General features: G+C 72.8%; 12 protein-coding genes. 8 read left to right on the forward strand and 4 right to left on the reverse strand.

Going from position 1 to position 19,011, the window contains the following annotated elements:
* Window positions 1–88: 88 nt before the first annotated feature.
* Complete coding sequence (locus tag DC008_RS13395) at window positions 89–1,708, forward strand: hypothetical protein (RefSeq protein WP_108707174.1); 1,620 nt, start codon at window positions 89–91, stop codon at window positions 1,706–1,708.
* Here the strand turns inward: DC008_RS13395 and DC008_RS13400 are convergent.
* Window positions 1,698–2,111 carry an organic hydroperoxide resistance protein gene (locus DC008_RS13400; protein ID WP_055625026.1) on the reverse strand — a complete coding sequence of 138 codons (414 nt, stop codon included), beginning with the start codon at window positions 2,109–2,111 and terminating at the stop codon, window positions 1,698–1,700. The genes DC008_RS13395 and DC008_RS13400 overlap by 11 nt on opposite strands.
* 157 nt (window positions 2,112–2,268) lie before the next feature.
* Here DC008_RS13400 and DC008_RS13405 point away from each other — a divergent pair, with 157 nt between their 5' ends.
* The 3 genes from DC008_RS13405 to galE all read left to right on the forward strand — a co-directional run bounded on the left by DC008_RS13405 (window position 2,269) and on the right by galE (window position 5,588).
* Window positions 2,269–2,727, forward strand: a complete 459-nt coding sequence (locus tag DC008_RS13405) for a MarR family winged helix-turn-helix transcriptional regulator (RefSeq protein ID WP_108707175.1) — start codon at window positions 2,269–2,271, stop codon at window positions 2,725–2,727.
* A 213-nt stretch (window positions 2,728–2,940) separates the two neighbouring features.
* Window positions 2,941–4,551: a glycosyltransferase family 2 protein gene (locus DC008_RS13410; protein ID WP_108707176.1), complete on the forward strand. Its 1,611-nt coding sequence runs from the start codon at window positions 2,941–2,943 to the stop codon at window positions 4,549–4,551.
* A gap of 53 nt (window positions 4,552–4,604) precedes the next feature.
* Window positions 4,605–5,588, forward strand: a complete 984-nt coding sequence (galE, locus tag DC008_RS13415; RefSeq protein ID WP_108707177.1) for a UDP-glucose 4-epimerase GalE — start codon at window positions 4,605–4,607, stop codon at window positions 5,586–5,588.
* A gap of 18 nt (window positions 5,589–5,606) precedes the next feature.
* Here galE and DC008_RS13420 read toward each other — a convergent pair whose 3' ends face one another.
* Entirely contained in the window at window positions 5,607–6,245 is a 639-nt protein-coding gene (locus DC008_RS13420; RefSeq protein WP_108707178.1) for a TetR/AcrR family transcriptional regulator, read from the reverse strand.
* 154 nt (window positions 6,246–6,399) lie between these two features.
* On the opposite strand from DC008_RS13420, the gene DC008_RS13425 reads away from it, so the two are divergent.
* From DC008_RS13425 to DC008_RS13440, 4 genes are all read left to right on the forward strand, one after another.
* On the forward strand, window positions 6,400–7,320 hold the full coding sequence (locus tag DC008_RS13425) for an ABC transporter permease (protein WP_108707179.1): 921 nt from the start codon (window positions 6,400–6,402) through the stop codon (window positions 7,318–7,320).
* On the forward strand, window positions 7,313–8,173 hold the full coding sequence (locus DC008_RS13430) for an ABC transporter ATP-binding protein (protein WP_108707180.1): 861 nt from the start codon (window positions 7,313–7,315) through the stop codon (window positions 8,171–8,173). The genes DC008_RS13425 and DC008_RS13430 overlap by 8 nt, the downstream gene beginning before the upstream one ends.
* Window positions 8,174–8,265: 92 nt before the next feature.
* Window positions 8,266–10,488 (forward strand): CDP-glycerol glycerophosphotransferase family protein, encoded by a 2,223-nt coding sequence (locus tag DC008_RS13435; protein ID WP_108707181.1) that lies wholly within the window; start codon window positions 8,266–8,268, stop codon window positions 10,486–10,488.
* Window positions 10,485–12,146 carry a glycosyltransferase family 2 protein gene (locus DC008_RS13440; RefSeq protein WP_108707182.1) on the forward strand — a complete coding sequence of 554 codons (1,662 nt, stop codon included), beginning with the start codon at window positions 10,485–10,487 and terminating at the stop codon, window positions 12,144–12,146. The genes DC008_RS13435 and DC008_RS13440 overlap by 4 nt, the downstream gene beginning before the upstream one ends.
* Window position 12,147: 1 nt before the next feature.
* Here the strand turns inward: DC008_RS13440 and DC008_RS13445 are convergent, their stop codons facing one another.
* Complete coding sequence (locus DC008_RS13445; protein ID WP_244221354.1) at window positions 12,148–13,632, reverse strand: hypothetical protein; 1,485 nt, start codon at window positions 13,630–13,632, stop codon at window positions 12,148–12,150.
* 115 nt (window positions 13,633–13,747) lie between these two features.
* Complete coding sequence (locus DC008_RS13450; protein ID WP_108707183.1) at window positions 13,748–18,682, reverse strand: NAD-glutamate dehydrogenase; 4,935 nt, start codon at window positions 18,680–18,682, stop codon at window positions 13,748–13,750.
* Between the last annotated feature and the right edge of the window lie 329 nt (window positions 18,683–19,011).

Raw genomic sequence — 19,011 nt, forward strand, 5'->3', positions numbered from 1 at the left:
GGCGTCCGCACCGGCATCCGCAGCAGGGAACTCACCCGAAGAGGTGACGAGCATCAAAGCCGTTGACCCGAGCGGGGAGACTCGGCAGATGCCCCGAACCCCCACCCCCTCCCCGACCGGAGCCGCGGGCGCCCCCGCGGGCACCCTCGTCCGGAGGGCCGTGCGCGGCGCGAGCGCGCTGCGCGGCGGTCGCGGCCCTCGTCCGACGCCGTACCAGGCCGTCGGGTTCCTGTTCTGCCTGGTGATGCTGCTGGCGTACTGGGCGGTGCCGCTGTGCTGCGACGCGGGGCAGCACGCGGCGGTCGTCGAACGGCTGCGGGCGGATCTGTTCCACCCCCGCCATCCGATGGCGGACCTGCCGGGCGCGGGCAGCCCGTACTACTCGCCGTACGCGGTCGCCGAGGCGGTGTTCGCGTTGCTGACCGGGCTGGGCGGCTGGGAGGTGGTGCGGCTGGCCGGGGTGCTGAACCTGCTGGTCCTGCTGACCGGCATCGGCCGGCTGACCCGGGTGCTGACACCGCGGCCGTGGGCGCCGGTGCTCGCGCTGGGCGCGATGACGCTGCTGTGGGGCACGGAGCGGGCGTGGTGGAGCGGCTATCTGAACCTGATGTCGATGACGGGGAACCTGGGGTACCCCTCGGCGTTCGCCATCGGGCTCACCTTCTGGGCCTGGGCGCTGACCGGGGCGCGCGCCCGCGGCGGGCGGGCGGTCCGGTACGTCGGCCCGAGCGGTCTGCCCGGCTGGGCCGGGTACGCGGGGCTCGGCGCGCTGTACGGGCTGATCCTGCTGATCCATCCGATCACGGCGGTGGCGGCGGCCCTGGGGGCGGTGGCGTTCGTCGCCGGATGGCAGCGCCCGTGGCACGGGGCCGTCGTCGCCCGCTGGGCCGTGACGGCGGGCGTCGCGGTGCTCGTCGCCGGGTCCTGGCCGTACTACGACGTGTTCGCGCTGGCCGGGGACGGCAGCGTGGACGCCATGCACCGGCAGCTGTACGAGCACCTCTTCGGGCAGTTCTGGCTGGCGCTGCTGGGCCTGCCCGCGCTGTGGCTGCGCGGGCGCCGCTCGTCCTGGCGGGATCCGCTGGTGCTGCTGTTCGCCCTGGACTGCCTGCTGGTGGCGTACGGCTGGGTCGGCGGGCGCTACACGTACGGCAGGATCCTCGGGCTCACCCTGGTGCCGCTGCAGTTCGCCCTCGCGGTGGAGCTGGCGGCGCCCCGGCCGTGGAGCCGGGCGCGCCGGGCGCTGGGGCTGACCGCGGCGGCCGGTGCCTGCGCCGGGTTCCTCACCGTGCAGGGCGGGGCGGTGCTGCCCACGGCCCTGGATCCGCTGGGCCTGGAGCAGCCGTCGCGCTGGCCGTCGTACGCCTGGGTGGCGCGGCATGTGGCGAAGGGCGAGGTGGTCGTCTCCGACGGGCACTTCGCCCCGCGCTCCCTCCCGGGGTACGGGGCGAACCTCGCCGCGCCGGTGTGGCCCGACCCCGCGCTGGACGAGCGGGAGCGGGAGCGCCGGCTCGCCGACGTCCGCGCGTACCTCTCCCCCGACTCGACCGGCGCCCGGCGCACGGCGATCGCCCGGCGCTACCACGCGCGTTGGCTGCTGCTGACGCGCTGGAAGAAGGTCCCGGAGGAGGCGGTCGTGGTGGCCTGGAGCCGGGAGACGGGGGAGGTGCTGGCGCGGATCGGCGCCCGGGAGGGGGTTACTCGATGACGAGGTCGACGTCGATGTTGCCGCGGGTGGCGTTGGAGTAGGGGCAGACCTGGTGGGCCTGGTCGACCAGCTTGCGGCCGGTCGCCTCGTCGAGGGTGTCGGGCAGCTCGACGCGCAGGGTGACCTTGAGGCCGAAGCCCTCGCCCTGCTTGCCGATGCCGACCTCGGCGGTGACGGCGGCCTCGGAGACGTCGACCTTGGCCTGACGGCCGACGAGGCCGAGCGCGCTGCCGAAGCAGGCCGCGTACCCGGCGGCGAACAGCTGCTCCGGGTTGGTGCCCTCGCCGTTGCCGCCCAGCTCCACCGGCGGGGCCAGCTTGACGTCGATACGGCCGTCGTTGGAGACGGCGCGACCGTCGCGGCCGTGGGTGGCGGTGGCGACTGCGGTGTAGAGCGCGTCCATGGAGAACCATCCCTCTCGTAGGTCGTGACGGACGCCGGGGCGTCCGTGACTGAGCGGTCCGCCCCGTTCCGTCCCGGGGCCGCCGCATGCCCATAAGTAGAGCACGCAATTGAATTGCGTGCAACTGAATGACGCACAGGGGAGCTACCCTGGAGGCATGACGACCACGCCCACGGCCGACTGGCTCCGCCTCAACCAGCAGATCTGCTTCTCCCTGAACGCGGCCTCGCGCGCCTTCGGCGGCGTCTACCGCGTGGTGCTCAAGGACCTGGGCCTCACCTATCCGCAGTACCTGGTGATGCTGGTGCTGTGGGAGCAGGGCGAACTGCCCGTGAAGCGGCTCGGCGAGCATCTGCGCCTGGACTCCGGCACCCTGTCGCCGCTGCTCAAGCGGCTGGAGGCGGCCGGTCTCGTGCGCCGGGAGCGCAGCGCCCGCGACGAGCGGTCGGTGGAGGTGCGGCTGACGGAGGAGGGCGAGGCCCTGCGCGAGCGGGCGCTCGAGGTGCCGCGCCGGATCGCCGCGGCCACCGGGTTCGACGTGGAGGAGATCCGCGACCTGCGGGAGCGCCTCGACCAGCTCACCTCCGCGCTGGACACGGCGGCACGGGAGGCGTGACCCCTCCCGCCCCCAGTGGGCCATATTCGTACTATTAGCTGACATTCATCATGGGTATGCGGCGTATCTCCGTCCGCATACCCTTTGTCCGTCCTACGATCCGCGGTGACGAGCAGTGAACCGGCCCGCGGTCGTCACCGTCTTCCGCCACGGGCCCGCACCTCCCGCCCCACGGGATCTGCCGACCATCCCTCCGACCCGGACCGTGGCCCCATGCACCCAGCGCCCCCGCCCCCCGCGCCCGACCCGCAGGTCGCCGTGGTCGTCATCGGCTACGACGACGCCGCCCATGTGACGACCGCCGTCCGCTCGGCGCTGGCCCAGGGTCCCGTCGTGCGGGAGGTCGTCGCGGTCGACGACTGCTCGACCGACGACAGCCCGGCCCGGCTCGCCGCGCTCGCCGCGGCCGAGCCACGGCTGGAGGTGGTGCGGCGCCGGGTCAACAGCGGCGGCTGCGGCAGCCCCCGCAACACCGGCCTGGACCGGGTGACCGCGCCGTATGTGATGTTCCTGGACAGCGACGACGTCCTCCCGCCCGGCGCCGCCGACGCCCTGCTCGCGGCGGCCACGAGCGCCGATGCCCAGGTCGCGGGCGGCCTCTGCGTCCGCCGGGAGCTGCCCGAGGGGCGTGAGGTGCCCTGGGAGCCGTCGCTGTACGCCGCGCACGCCGTGTTCGAGCGCCCCGCGCAGCGCCCCCGTCTGGTCCACGACACCCTCTGCGTGAACAAGCTCTACCGCACCGACTTCCTGCGCGCCCACGGCATCCGCTTCCCCGAGGGCCGCTTCCCCTACGAGGACTTCGTCTTCACCGCGCGCGTCCTCGCCGCCCGCCCCCGTGTCGCCGTCGTCCCCGACCGGGTCTACGTCTGGCATGTGCGCCGGGCGGCGGGCCGGCTGTCGATCTCCCTGGACCGCGCGGACGTCTCCAACTGGCGGGCCCGCACCGAGGCGAGCCGGCTCGCCCACGAGATCCTGCTCGGCTCCGGGCAGAAGGAGCTGGCCCGGGCAGCCCGCGCCAAGTTCCTCGACCACGAGCTGCGGATGTACGCCCGTGAACTGGTCCTGCGCGACGCCCGCTACCGGCGCGACTGGTGGGCGCACACGCGGGCGTACCTCGCGGAGTACGACGCCTCGGACTGGGCGCACAACCCGACCGCGCCCGGACGCCTCATCGGGCGGATCGTCCTGGCCTCCCCCGAGCCGCTCGACCTGCCCCGCCTGCGCGACCTCGCCTCCCGTCCCGCCCGGTTGCTGCCGCCGTACGCCCGGGCCGCCGACGGCACCCCCGTCTGGTCGGCCGGGCTGCCCCAGGTCACCCTGGAACCGCTGCTGACCCGGCCCGTCCACGTCCTCCCGCTCGCCGTGGACGCGGAGCTGCGCACCCGCGCCCGTACCGCCGTCCTGCGGCTGCTCCTGCACGAGATGTACGGGCGGCTGGCGCGGGCCGGGCCCGAGTCGCTGGAGGTGGAGTGGCGGTGCCGGGAGACGGGGCGCACGGCGGGAGCGCCCACGGTGGTACCGCCGGAGCCGGACGGGGAGTCCTGGCGGGCCGCGATCCCGGTGCGCTGGGGCGCGTTCGGCACCGGCACCTGGGACCTGCGGGTGCGCCTCCGCTTCCGGGAGGGCGCCGAGCGCGAGGTCACCGCGCACGCCGTCACCGGCACCGGGGCGCTGCGCCGCCGCGCGGTCCTCGGCGCCGGGCACGGCCTGGTCCTCGTCCAGCCCTACGCCACCCACTCCGGGGCGCTCGCCGTCCGCGTCGCCCCGGGACCGCGCGGAGTCCTGTCCGTGGTACGCGGCAGGCTCCGGCGCCTGCTTCACTGACAGTGACACCGACCGAGCACGAGCACTGGCCACTGATGAGGGGACGGCCGTACATGACCTGGCTGATCACCGGCGGCGCCGGTTACATCGGAGCACACGTGGTTCGGGCGATGACCCGGGCGGGCGAGCGTGCCGTGGTGTACGACGACCTGTCCACCGGCATCGCCGACCGGGTGCCCGACGGCGTCCCGCTGGTCGTCGGCTCCACCCTGGACCGCGAGCGCGTCGCCCGCGCCCTCGCCGCCCACCGGATCACCGGCGTGGTCCATCTGGCGGCGAAGAAGCAGGTCGGCGAGTCGGTCGACCGGCCGCTGCTGTACTACCGGGAGAACGTCGAGGGGCTGCGCGTCCTCCTGGAGGCGGTCACGGCCACCTCCCATGTGCGCTCCTTCGTCTTCTCCTCCTCGGCGGCCGTCTACGGCATGCCGGACGTCGACCTGGTGACCGAGGAGACGCCGTGCGCGCCGATCTCGCCGTACGGCGAGACCAAGCTGGCGGGCGAGTGGCTGGTCCGGGCGACGGGCCGGGCCACGGGCCTGTCCACCGCGTCGCTGCGGTACTTCAACGTGGCGGGCGCGGCCGCGCCGGAACTCGCCGACACCGGCGTCTTCAACATCGTCCCGATGGTGTTCGAGAAGCTGACGCAGGGCGAGGCCCCGCGCATCTTCGGCGACGACTACCCGACCCCGGACGGCACCTGCGTCCGCGACTACATCCATGTGGTCGACCTCGCGGAGGCCCATGTCGCCGCCGCCCGCGCGCTCCAGTCCTCGCCCGGCCACTCCCTCACCCTCGACATCGGCCGGGGCGAGGGTGTGTCGGTGCGCGAGATGATCGACCTCATCAACGCCGTCACCGGCTACGACCGTCCTCCGACGGTCACCCCGCGCCGCCCCGGCGACCCGGCCCGCGTGGTCGCCTCCGCCGACCGCATCGCCACCGAGCTGGGCTGGAAGGCGAAGTACGACGTCCGGGACATGGTCACGTCGGCCTGGGAGGGCTGGGTGCGCACGCACCCCGGGGCCGCCCGCGACTGAGCGCGCGCGGTCGGACGGTCAGAGGGCCTTGAGGGCCGCCGCGGTCGCCCGTGACAGGGCGTCGAGGTGGCCCTTCGGCAGCTTCGGGCTGCGCACGACCACCGAGCGCCAGTACAGGGGCCCGGAGATCAGATCGAGGGCCAGCTCCTGGTCGAGGCCCGCCCGGACCTCCCCGCGCTGTTCGGCGGCGCGCACGATCGTGCTGGCGACGCTCGCCTGGCCGTCGCGCAGCGCCTTCTGCACGGCCTCGGCGATCTCCGGACTGCGGGCCGCCTCGGCCTGCAGATCGGGGAGGATCTGCGAGGCCAGCGGATGCCGCAGCGCCCGCGCGGTCACCTCGTAGAGCAGCCGCAGATCGCCCTCCAGGCTCCCGGTGTCCGGGACCGGCAGGCCCATCACCGCGACCGCCGACACCACGTCGAGCACCAGGTGCAGCTTGGAACGCCAGCGCCGGTAGACGGCCGTCTTGCCGACGCCGGCGCGGCGCGCGATGCCCTCGATCGACATACGGGCGTAGCCGACGGCCGCGAGTTCCTCGAAGACGGCCGCCCGGATCGCCTCGGTCACGTCCTCCCGGAGCACGGCCGCCCCCGCGGGGGCCCGGCGGCGCGGCGGCGTCGAGGACTGATCGGCGTCGGTGCTCATACGGACCAGCATAGGGCGTCACGACGGGACGGTTGCGTTCCGACGTCGAATCGCCGTACGCTCCCGTTGCGACGATACGGTCCCGTCCCGACGTCTCGTCCGACGCTCTCGTCCCGACGTGACTCTCACGCGATTCGCCCCAGGAACCCCAGTGAAAGCAGCGGATGTGACTCAAGCCCTGCACACACCGCCCCGGACGCCCGAGGCGCCGCCCGAGGCCGACCTCGCGGCCCTGGCCGCCCGGCACGGGCTGTCCGTGAGCGGCGCCCGCCCCTCGCTGCCGCGGTACGTCCGCCAGTTGTGGGCGCGCCGGCACTTCATCGCGGCGTTCTCCACCGCCAAGCTCACCGCCCAGTACAGCCAGGCGAAGCTGGGACAGGTCTGGCAGGTGCTGACGCCACTGCTGAACGCGGCGGTGTACTACCTGATCTTCGGCAAGCTGATGGGCACCAGCCGGGGCGTGCCGGACTTCGTACCCTTCCTGGTCACGGGGGTGTTCGTGTGGACGTTCACCCAGAGCTCGATCATGGCGGGCACCCGCGCGATATCCGGCAACCTGGGCCTCGTCCGCGCCCTGCACTTCCCCCGGGCCGCGCTGCCGATCTCGTTCTGCCTCCAGCAGCTCCAGCAGCTGCTGTTCTCGATGGCGGCACTGGTCGTGATCCTGCTCTGCTTCGGCGTCCCGGTCGCCGCCTCCTGGCTGCTGGCCGTCCCGGCGCTGGTGCTGCAGTTCGCCTTCAACGCCGGTGTCTCCCTGATCGTCGCCCGGCTCGGCGCCAAGACCCCGGACCTCGCCCAGTTGATGCCGTTCGTGCTGCGGACGTGGATGTACGCGTCCGGCGTGATGTTCAGCATCAGCCACATCATGAGCAAGCACACGGACGCGCCCTCCTGGCTGACCTCCGTCCTGCAGGCCAACCCGGCCGCCGTCTACATCGACCTGATGCGCTTCGCCCTGATCGACAGCTTCCGGGGGAGCCAGCTCCCGCCGCACGTCTGGGCGATCGCGGCCGGCTGGGCCCTGCTCGCCGGCGTCGGCGGTTTCATCTACTTCTGGAAGGCCGAGGAGACGTACGGACGTGGCTGAGCACAGCGAGAAGATCCCCACCGTCGTCGCCGACGGCGTCGACATCGTCTACCGGGTCAACGGCACGGGCGCGGGCCGCGGTTCGGCCACCGCCGCGCTCAACCGCATCCTGCGCCGCGGCCGGGCCGAGAAGGCGGCGGGCGTGCGTACGGTGCACGCCGTGCGGAACGTTTCCTTCGCCGCGTACCGGGGCGAGGCCATCGGCCTCATCGGCACCAACGGCTCGGGCAAGTCCACCCTGCTCAAGGCCGTCGCCGGGCTGCTCCCGGTGGAGAACGGCCGTATCTACACCGACGGCCAGCCCTCCCTCCTGGGCGTCAACGCGGCCCTGATGAACGACCTGACCGGGGAGCGCAACGTCCACCTCGGCGGACTCGCGATGGGCATGTCCCGCGAGCAGATCAAGGAGCGCTACCAGGAGATCGTCGACTTCTCCGGCATCAACGAGAAGGGCGACTTCATCACGCTGCCCATGCGCACCTACTCCTCGGGCATGGCGGCCCGGCTGCGGTTCTCCATCGCCGCCGCCAAGGACCACGACGTGCTGCTGATCGACGAGGCACTGGCGACCGGCGACCGCTCCTTCCAGAAGCGCTCCGAGGCCCGTATCCGCGAGCTGCGCCGGCACGCCGGCACGGTGTTCCTGGTCAGCCACAACAACAAGTCGATCCGCGACACCTGCGAGCGCGTGCTGTGGCTGGAGCGGGGCGAGCTGCGCATGGACGGGCCGACCGGCGAGGTGCTGAAGGAGTACGAGGCGTTCACCGGCGACAAGAGCGACAAGACCGCGAAGGCGGCCAAGCCCCCCAGGCCGGAGCCGAAGCCCCGGACGGCGGCCCCGGTTCCCTCGTGAGGCGCAGCATGGGCTCACCCTTTCGTCCTATAAGTGCCACTATGGCCGAGCAGGGTCGCCCACAGCGCTGACGAAGGTGAAGGAGTCGTCGCATGCCCGAGCTCAGCGTCGTCGTCCACGGGCCGAACACGCAGGACCGGCTGACCGGGCTCCTGGACTCCCTCGCGGGCCACCCCCACGGCGACGTGGAGGTGGTCGTCGCCGCCGTCGGCCCCTGGGCGCAGGAGACGGCCGGGCGGCACGCCGCGGACCTGCTGGTGGTGCCGCTGCCGGAGGGCACCGGCGACGCGGCGGCCCGCGCGGCGGGGGCGGCCCGTGCCTCCGGCCGCTGGCTGCACTTCACGCACTCCGTGGACGGCCTGCCCGCGGGCGCCCCCCGCCTGGTCGCCGAACGGGTCGCGCAACTGCCGGACGAGGTGGACGTCCTCCTCCTCGACCACATCCGCTCCACCTGGGAGACCACCGGTCTGCCCTCCTCCGACGGGCGCCTGCTCGCCCGCACGGGCCGTTCCCCCCGCCTCCTGGACGACGTCGCCCGCAGCGCGCTGCGCGTCACCCCACTGCTGGGCAACCGTGTCCTGCGCGCCTCCTTCTGGCGGGCCCACGAGCAGCGGCTCACCGCCTCCGACGAACCGTTCGCGGCCTGCGCCGCGCTGCTGCTCGCCGACCGGATCGCGGCCTGGGACCAGGTGGCGTACCGGCATCACGTACTGCGCCCGGAGAGCCTGCCCCCGGCCACCCCGGAGGACCACTACGCCCTCGTCGAGCGGTACACGGCACTTCTGGACCTCGCGCGCGAGCGCGCCGCCACCCGGCCCGAAGCGGCGGCCCAGGTGCCGTACGCGGTGCTGTACGACGTCATGGTCCGCACCTGTCTGCGGACCTTCGCCCGCACCGCGCTGCCGGACCCCGTGGCCCGGGAGTTCTTCCGCCGCGCCGCCGACGCGGCCGTGCGGTACCGGCCGCCCGAGTACCGCCGCCCCTCCGGCCCGGAGGGCATGCGCCGCACCCTGCTGGAGGAGAACGCGTACGGCAGATACCGGGCCTTCCAGGCCGCGAACCGGGCCCGCCGCACCACCCGGGCGGCCGTCCGGAGCACGCGGCGCCGGGTCGCGGGCGCGCTCGGCGACCGGCGCTACCGGGCGTCCCTGTCCCGGCCGGTCGACCCGGGCCTCGCGGTGTTCGCCGCGTACTGGTACCGGGGCGTGGCCTGCAACCCGGCGGCGATCGCGGCCAAGCTGACCGAACTCGCCCCGCAGATCCACCCGGTGTGGGTGGTCACCCCGGAGAACGCGGCGCTGCTGCCCCCGCACACCGACCACGTTCTCCCCGGCACCCCCCGCTACCGCGAGGTGCTGGCGACGGCCAAGTACCTGGTCAACAACGTCAACTTCCCGAACGCGATCGTGAAGCGCCCGGACGCCGTCCATCTGCAGACCCACCACGGCACCCCTCTCAAGCGCATGGGCGTCGACCAGATGGAGTTCCCGGCGGCGGCCAAGGGGCTCGACTTCCAGGCGCTGCTGTCCCGGATCGACAAGTGGGACCTCAGCGTCTCCGCGAACAGCCACTCCACCCGGATGTGGGAGCGCGCCTACCCGTCCCGGTTCGTCTCGCTCGACCACGGCTATCCGCGCAACGACGTCTACTACCGGGCCACGGCGGCCGACATCCGGGCGGTCCGCGACCGCCTGGGGATCGCGCCGGAGCGCCGGGCGATCCTGTACGCCCCCACCCACCGCGACTACGAGGCCGGGTGGACCCCCCGCCTCGACCTCGCCACCCTGGCCGACCAGCTGGGCGAGGACACGGTCCTGCTGGTGCGCGGCCACTACTTCTACGACGGCACACCGTCCCCGCTGACCGCCCTGCGCCGCACAGGCCGGATCATCGACGTCTCCTCCTACGACCCGGTCGAGGACCTGGCGCTGGCCGCGGACGCGCTGGTCACGGACTACTCGTCGATCATGTTCGACTACGCCAACCTCGACCGCCCGATCGTCGTGTACGCCGACGACTGGGAGACGTACCGCTCCACCCGCGGCGTCTACTTCGACCTGCTGGCCGAGCCGCCGGGCCAGGTGGCCCGCACCCAGCGGGAACTCACCGAGATCCTCACCACCGAGGCCTGGCAGGACGAGGGCGCCGCGAAGGCGCGGGCCGCGTTCCGCCGCCGCTTCTGCGAGTACGACGACGGGCACGCCGCCGAGCGGGTGGTGCGCCGGGTCTTCCTCGGCGAGAGCGAGGACGCCCTGCCGCCGGTGGTCCCGCTGGAGGACCGCACTCCTGCGCCGAGCCCCCGGGAGGCCGTATGACTCCGGACGTCACGGTGACGGTCATCGTCTACAACGACGCCGACCGTCTCCCCCGGGCCGTGGAGTCGGTGCGCCGGCAGACCCACGGCAATATCGAGATCATCATCAGCGACGACCACTCGACCGACGGTACGCCGTTCGTGGCTCGGGAGTTCGCGGCCCGCGACCCCCGCGTCCGGCATCTGCGGCTGCCGGAGAACAGCGGCGGGTGCAGTGCCCCGCGCAACCGCGCCCTGGACATCGCGACCGCCCCGTACGTGATGTTCCTGGACAGCGACGACGAACTCACCGAGGACGCCGTGGAGCTGCTGCTCGCGGCCCACCGGGAACGGGAGATCGACTTCGCGATGGGCGCGGTCGTCCGGGTCCGCGAGGACAGCGGCCGCCGCACCCGGTGGATGCCGCACCTGGTCGCCGAGCGGCGCACGGTCCTCGGCATCGAGTCCGAGCCCCGGCTGCTCTTCGAGCACCTGTCGACCAGCAAGATGTACGCGCGCGCCTTCCTGGACCGGCACGACCTGCGGTTCCCGGAGGGCATCCACTACGAGGACCAGCTGTTCTCCACCCAGGCGTACTGCCTGGCCAAGGAGTTCAGGATCATCCCGGAGCCGGTGTACCGCTGGCACATCGCGCCCTTCGCGGCGGCGGACACGGCGTCCATCTCCAACCAGCGCGACCGGCTGGAGAACGTCCGCGACCGGGTCGCCGTCCAGCGGCTCATCGACGGCTTCCTCACCGAGAGCGGGCACGGCAGCCTGCGCGAGGACAAGGACTACAAGTTCCTCAAGCACGACTTCCGTATGTACGCGGGCGATCTGCCCTACCGCGACGACCCCTGGCTGGCCTCGTTCGCCGACCTCGTGAACCCCTACCTCGACACCCTGTCCCCGGCGGCCTACGCCCGTCTGCCCCGGCCGGAGCGCGTGGTGCTGCAACTGGTCCGTGAGCGCCGCTTCCCCGAGGCCCGGCCGGCGGCCCGCGGCCTGGGCCACGGGGTGGCGCCGCGCCAGGTCGTCCCGGACGCCGACGGACGCACCTACTGGGGCGCCGCCGTCCCCACCGACGAGCGGGCCCGCCGCGAACTGGACGTCACCGACCTGGAACTGGACACCCGTCCTTTCCGCAGCGCCCTGCTCCGCCACGAGATCACCGAACTGACCCGCGGCCCGGGCGCCTCGATCGACCTGGCCGTCCGGACCTACGACCCGGGGCTGCGGCTGCCCGTGGGCCCGCTCCGGGCGAGCCTCGTCGTCGCGCCCGGCCGACGCCGTCTGAAGGTGCCCTTCCGGCTCACCCCGGTCCGCCCCGGCGTCTTCGAGGGCCGCGTCCATCTGGACCTGACGGCGGCGCCGGTCCCCCGCCACGGCTTCGCGGGCGTACGGCACCCCCTGCTCCGTATCGAGCACCAGGGCCTTGCCCACTCCGCCGTCCTGCTGGCCCCCCTGTCCTTCCCCGTCCTCACCGCCCGCATCGCCCACCACTCGGGCACGGCCCCGCACCGGGTGACCGTCGAGCCGGAGAACCGCGGCCCGGGGCGGCTGCAGATCCGCTGGGAGCCGGTGGGCGTGACGGCCCGGCTGGTGCGCCCGGTGGTGCGGCGCCTCGACCGGCCGAGGGTGCGCCGGGCGGCCCGGCTGGTGCGGACCGTGCTGCGGTAGGTCAGCGGGCCGGGGGTGTCGTCACCTCGTACAGCACCTGCCCGTCCGGGCCGTCGGCCACCCTGCGCAGACCCTCGGCGGCCTGTCTCCCCCGGTCCACGACCCACCGCACCCCGTACGCGCGCACGATCCCCTGCCGTACCTCCGGTGGGGTGCCCGGCGCGAAGTACGTCCGGACGGCCGCCGCCCGCCGGTCCTCGTCCGGCAGGAAGAAGTCGGGGTAGCCGGGCGCCACGGTGTACGGGCCGTACGCCGGGATCTGGCGGGCGGGCAAGGTGCGGGCCATGACGACGTCCCCGTACCGCACCCAGGGGGTCAGCCAGTGGTACCCGGTCCACGGCTCCCGGTACCGCTGGGCGACCACGTCCGGCAGGGCGGTGCGCGGCACGACGTATCCGAGGGTGCCGGTCTGCGTCCACGCGCCGGTCAGCAGCGCCCCGGTCAGCAGGACCGCCCCGGCCGTACGCAGCGGGCCGGGCCGGGCACCGGCCACCGCGAGCGCGGCGGCGAGCTGCGCCGGGATCAGCGCGGCCGGGAGCGCCCGGCCCCAGGAGTAGTGCCCGCTCAGCCAGCCCGCCGCGACGACCAGCGCGCCCAAGGCGAAGAACAGCACCAGCGGATCGAGCCGGTCCCGCCGCCACCGCGGCACGAGCGCCACGACCCCGAGCAGCACCAGCCAGTACCGCCCGAGCAGGTCCTCGTACAGGCCCCGGTGCACCGACTCCAGGTCGGCGCCCGCCCCGAACAGCGCGAAGAAGTCGTAGTACGGCCAGGCCCACAGGACCACCGCGCCGACGGCGAGCCCGCCCGCAAGCCGCGGCCACACGGCGCGCCCCGGTCGTCCGGCGGCGACCGTGGCGAGCGCGCCCAGCGAGGCGACCACCCCGGAGAACTGGTGGCAGAGCAGGATCACCGCCCACAGGACGCCGAGCCCCAGCCACACCCCCCAGCCGGCCCCGGCCCGCACCGCCCGCGCCAGCCACGCCCACAGATGGAAGGCCAGCCCGAGGGCGAACACGCTCGGATAGGACACCGTCAGCGCCAGCGAGTTCAGCCCCAGGAAGCCGCTCCACGCGAACAGGGACGTCCCCCACAGGAACACCAGGCACAGCAGGGCGAGCGCGGGGGCCGCCCGGTCGGCGCTCAGCGTGCGTACGTACCGCCAGACGCCGGTGACCAGCAGCGCCAGCCCCACCAGGGCGCCGATCCGCAGCACCACGAAGACCGAGAACCCGGTCAGCCTGGCCACACAGCCGAGGACCAGCATCCACGGCGAGTAGTAGGGGCTGGGCGTGTCCGCGTCGACCAGCGGATTGCCGGGATCGGCCAGGCTGTGGCGCAGACGTTCGACGGTGGCCGCGTGCATGCCGAGGTCCCCGGCCCACGGCAGCCGGACGATCACCAGGAGCAGCAGGGCGAGGACCAGCGCGCCGGCGGCCCCCGCGACGACCGCCGCCCTCGGCGGCGTGGCCCGGATCGTGCTCACATCGGCACTGTAATTCCCGTTTCGCCCGGTATGCGGGAGGCCGTGTGCGGGAGCGCCCCGGACCGGCGGGGTCCGGGGCGCTCCGGTGTGCGTCCGCCTCAGGCGGTGGGGCGGGTCAGGTGTGCGACCGCAGCAGCGTGCGCATGGTGCGCATCGCCACCGAGAGGTTCGCCAGGTCGAAGGAGTCCGAGCCGCGGATCTCCTCCAGCGTGGTGCGCGCCCGGCTCAGGATCGCGGCGTTCTTGCGCTCCCAGGCCTCGAAGCGCTGCTCGGGCGTCGCGGTGCCGTCGCCGACGGCCAGGACGTCCGAGGTCAGCGCCGCGTGGGCGGCGTACAGGTCCTCGCGGATGGAGGCCCGGGCCATGGACTGCCAGCGGTCGGACCGCGGCAGCTCGATGATCCGGTCCATCAGCTGGCTGATGTGCAGCCGGTCCGCGAGGTCGTAGTACACCTCGGCGACGTCCATCGGGTCCTTGCCCATGCGATCGGCCACCGAGACGATGTCGAGCGTCGGGAAGGCCGAGGAGAACCCGGCGACCCGCTGGGCCAGCTCGACGGGCACCCCGGCGTCGGTCAGCTCGTCGTGGATCTGCTGGTACCAGTCGAGGTCCGCGCCGCGCAGCAGCTTCGGCAGCTGCGACCACACCTGCTCCACCCGGTCGGCGAAGAAGTCGATGGTGTCGGCGAGCGCGAGCGGCTGCGGACGGTTGTTCAGCAGCCAGCGCGTGCCGCGCTCGACCAGGCGCCGCGAGTGCAGCCGGATCCGGGTCTGGACGGCCGCCTCGACCTTGTTGTCGAGGGCCTCGACCGCGTCCCACACCTCCGCCTGGCGGAAGATCGCGCGGGCCACGGTCTGCGCCCGGACGATCTCCTCCAGCGAGGCGCCGGTCTCCTCCCGCAGCCGGTGCAGATACGTCGTACCGCCCGTGTTGACCGTGTCGTTGACCAGCACGGTCGTGGTGATCTCACGCCGCAGCGGGTGGCTGACCAGGTGCTCGGGGAACCGCTCGCGCAGCGCCGTCGGGAAGTAGGCGTGCAGCAGGGTGCTGAGGTACGGGTCGTCCGGCAGCGTGGTGTGCAGCAGCTCGTCGGCGACCGTGATCTTGGTGTACGCCATCAGCACGGCCGTCTCCGGGCCGGTCAGACCGTGGTCGGAGTTCAGGCGCTCGCGGATCTGCCGGTCCGTGGGCAGGAACTCCAGCGCACGGTCCAGGTGGCCTTCCCTGACCAGGTGCTTCATGAAGCGCTGCTGGGCGTGGAGCATGGCACTGGACTGGGCGAGGGCGTTGGCGATCGCCGTGTTCTGCGCGTAGTTGTTGCGCAGGACCAGCCGGCCGACCTCGTCGGTCATCTCGGCGAGCAGCTTGTTGCGCTGCTTGACCGTCATGTCGCCGTCCGCGACCAGGCCGTTCAGCAGGATCTTGATGTTCACCTCGTGGTCGGAGGTGTCCACGCCCGCGCTGTTGTCGATGGCGTCGGTGTTGATCCGGCCGCCCTGGCGCGCGAACTCGATCCGGCCGAGCTGGGTCAGGCCCAGGTTGCCGCCCTCGCCGACGACCTTGACGCGCAGGTCGGCGCCGTCGACGCGGATGGGGTCGTTGGCCTTGTCGCCGACGTCGGCGTTCGACTCCGTGCTGGCCTTGACGTACGTGCCGATGCCGCCGTTCCACAGCAGGTCCACCGGGGCCTGGAGGATGGCCTTCATCAGCTCGGCCGGGGTCATCTTGGAGACCTTGCCCTCGATGCCGAGGGCCTCGCGGATGTGCGCGTTGACGCTGATGGCCTTGGCGCTGCGCGGGAAGACGCCACCGCCCGCCGACAGCAGCGAGGTGTCGTAGTCCTCCCAGCTGGAGCGCGGCAGCTCGAACAGGCGCCGGCGCTCGGCGTAGGAGGTCGCCGCGTCCGGGTTCGGGTCGATGAAGATGTGCCGGTGGTCGAAGGCGGCGACCAGCCGGATGTGCTCGCTGAGGAGCATGCCGTTGCCGAACACGTCACCGGACATGTCGCCGATGCCGACGACCGTGAAGTCCTCGGACTGCGTGTCCACGCCCAGCTCGCGGAAGTGCCGCTTGACGGACTCCCAGGCGCCGCGGGCGGTGATGCCCATGCCCTTGTGGTCGTAGCCGGCCGAACCGCCGGAGGCGAAGGCGTCCCCGAGCCAGAAGTTGTAGGACTCGGCGACCTCGTTGGCGATGTCGGAGAACTTCGCGGTGCCCTTGTCGGCGGCGACGACGAGATAGGTGTCGTCCTCGTCGTGCCGGACGACGTCCGCCGGGGGCACGACCTCGCCCGCCACCATGTTGTCGGTGATGTCGAGCAGCGCCGAGATGAACGTCCGGTAGCTGGCGATGCCCTCCGCCATCCAGGCGTCCCGGTCCACGGCCGGGTCGGGCAGCTGCTTGGCGACGAAGCCGCCCTTGGCGCCGACCGGCACGATCACGGTGTTCTTGACCATCTGCGCCTTGACCAGGCCGAGGATCTCCGTACGGAAGTCCTCACGCCGGTCGGACCAGCGCAGACCGCCGCGCGCGACCTTGCCGAAGCGCAGGTGCACGCCCTCGACACGCGGCGAGTACACCCAGATCTCGAACGCCGGGCGCGGCGCCGGAAGGTCCGGGATGGCCTGCGGGTCGAACTTCATGGAGACGTAGTCGTGCGGCTCGCCGTCGGCCGACCGCTGGAAGAAGTTGGTGCGCAGCGTCGCCTTGATGACGGTGAGGAAGGACCGCAGGATCCTGTCCTCGTCCAGGCTGGCCACCTGGTCCAGGGCCGCGTCCAGCTCCTCCAGCAGCGCGTCCACGATCTCGCGGCCCGCGCGCTGGCGGTCCGGCGACAGCCGCGCCTCGAACAGGGAGACGAGGAGCCGGGTGGTGTGGACGTTGTGCCGGAGGGTGTCCTCCATGTAGTCCTGCGAGAACGTCGACCCGGCCTGCCGCAGGTACTTGGCGTACGCCCGCAGCACCATCGCCTGCCGCCAGGTCAGCCCGGCGCTCAGCACGAGGGCGTTGAAGCCGTCGTTCTCGGCCTTGCCGGTCCAGGTGGCGGCGAACGCCTCGGAGAACCGTTCGCGCGCGTCGTCGCCCGCGTAGTCGCCGGCGGCGGCCTGGCTCGGCATCCGCAGGCCGAAGTCGTAGATCCAGGCGACGCTGCGGTCGGAGCAGCGCAGCTCGTAGGGCCGCTCGTCGACGACCTCGACGCCGAGCCGGCTGAGCACCGGCAGGACGGCGGACAGCGAGACGGCCGCGCCCTTGCGGTAGATCTTGAAGCGGCGTTCCTCGGGGGACGCGCCGACCGGCTCGTACAGGCTCAGCGAGAAGTTCCGCTCCTCGGTGAGCTGTTCCAGGTGGACGAGGTCGGCGACCGCGGAGCGCGGCCCGTGGTCGGCCTTGTAGCCCTCGGGGAAGGCGTTGCCGTAGCGGCGCAGCAGCTCGGCGGCGTGCTCCTCGCCGAGCTCGGCGTTGAGCGCGTCGGCGAAGCCGTCGGCCCAGGACCGCGCGGCCTCCACCAGCCGGGCCTCGATGCGCTCCCTGTCGGCCTCGGACAGCTGCGGCAGCTCGGTGCCCTGCGGGACGCGGACCACGAAGTGCAGCCGGGAGAGGATCGACTCGGTGTTCCAGGCGGTGAAGTCGACGCTGGTGCCGCCGAGCTCCTCCTTCAGGATGTCGATGATCCGCAGGCGCACACCGGTGGTGTAGCGGTCGCGGGGCAGGTAGACGAGGGCCGAGTAGTAGCGGCCGTACTCGTCCTGGCGCAGGTACAGCCGCAGCCGGCGGCGCTCCTGGAGGTAGAGGACCGAGGTGACGATGGTCCGCAGCTCGTCGACCGGGGTCTGGAACAGCTCGTCGCGCGGGTAGGTCTCCAGGATCTGGAGCAGGTCGCGTCCGTCGTGGCTGTGCGGGGAGAAGCCGGCGCCGCTGAGCACCTCGTCGACCTTGCGGCGGATCACGGGGACGCGGCGCACGGACTCGGTGTAGGCGGCCGAGGAGAACAGGCCGAGGAAGCGGCGCTCGCCGACGACCTCGCCGTTCTCGTCGAACTTCTTCACGCCGACGTAGTCCAGGTACGACGGCCGGTGGACGGTGGACCGGCTGTTCGCCTTGGTGAGGATCAGCAGCTTGTGCTCGCGCGCCTTGGCCCGGGCGTCGGCGGGCAGCCGCTCGAAGGAGGGGCTGACGGGGTGGGCGTCGCTCTCGGAGTGGTGCGGGTCCGAGCGCAGTATGCCCAGCCCGGTGCCCGGCACGGCGGCCAGTGAGTCGTCCTGGCGCAGCTCGTACTCGCGGTAGCCGAGGAAGGTGAAGTGGTCGTCGGCCAGCCAGCGCAGCAGCTCGCGGGCCTCCTCGATCTCCTGCTCGCGCAGGTCGGAGTGAGGCTCGCCGGGCAGTTCGTCGGCCATGCGCAGGGCCGCGTCCCGCATCTTGCTCCAGTCCTCGACGGCCTCGCGGACGTCGGACAGGACGCGCAGCAGGTCGGCGGTGATCTGCTTGAGGTCGCCGCGGTCCGTCTCCCGGTCGATCTCGACGTGGATCCAGGACTCGATGTGCGTGTCGTGCGGCAGGTCTCCGGCGGGCGCCGAGGGCAGCACCTCGATGAGCTTGCCGGTCAGGTCGCGGCGGACGGTGACCTGGGGGTGGATGACCACATGGATCCCCCGCCCCTGCCGGGTGAGCTCGTTGGTCACGGAGTCCACGAGGAACGGCATGTCGTCGGTGACGACCTCGACGACGGAGTGGCTGCAGGTCCAGCCGTTCTCCTCGACCGTCGGCGTGTGGACCCGGACGTTGGCCGTGCCCTGCGGGCGGTTCTCGGCCAGCCGGTAGTGCGAGAAAGCGGCTCCGAAGACGTCGACCGGGTCGCGGTCGAGCAGGTCCTCCGGGGCGGTGTGCAGGTAGTAGCGCTGGAGGAACGAGAGCACCGTGTCGTGGTCCGGGGTGCCGGAACCGCCCTCGCTCTTGGTCCCGGTCGGTAGGTGCCCCCCGACCGGGCTGTTCTCAGCTACCCGGGCGGCCCGTTCGAGCAGCTCGGCCTTGGCTTCGTCCAGCTTGGTCTGCATTGTCCTCTGGCTCCTGTCGCGCGCCGTTGCGTGACGTTGAAGGAAGTACGGTCTCTTCCCCTCCGGCACATCGCCGCGACGCGGGGTGTCCGGTCTGCTTCGACGCTATGCCGAGAGGTGAGATGAGCGGGGGTATATGAGCCATTCTTGAGCTGCCCAAGGGGTGTGACGCCGCTCTCTGCGGCACCCGGGCCCGGGGGACCGATCGCGTCCCGGGGGTCCGTACACCCCCCTCCCGCCCGCGAAGACCAGCGAGCGCCGCCCGGTCACGGATGTCCTCCGTGGTCGCCGGGCGCGGGGCAGGGGCTTCGTCGCCCCCGCGAGCTATC

This window comes from Streptomyces nigra (genome assembly GCF_003074055.1).
GTDB lineage: Bacteria > Actinomycetota > Actinomycetes > Streptomycetales > Streptomycetaceae > Streptomyces > Streptomyces nigra.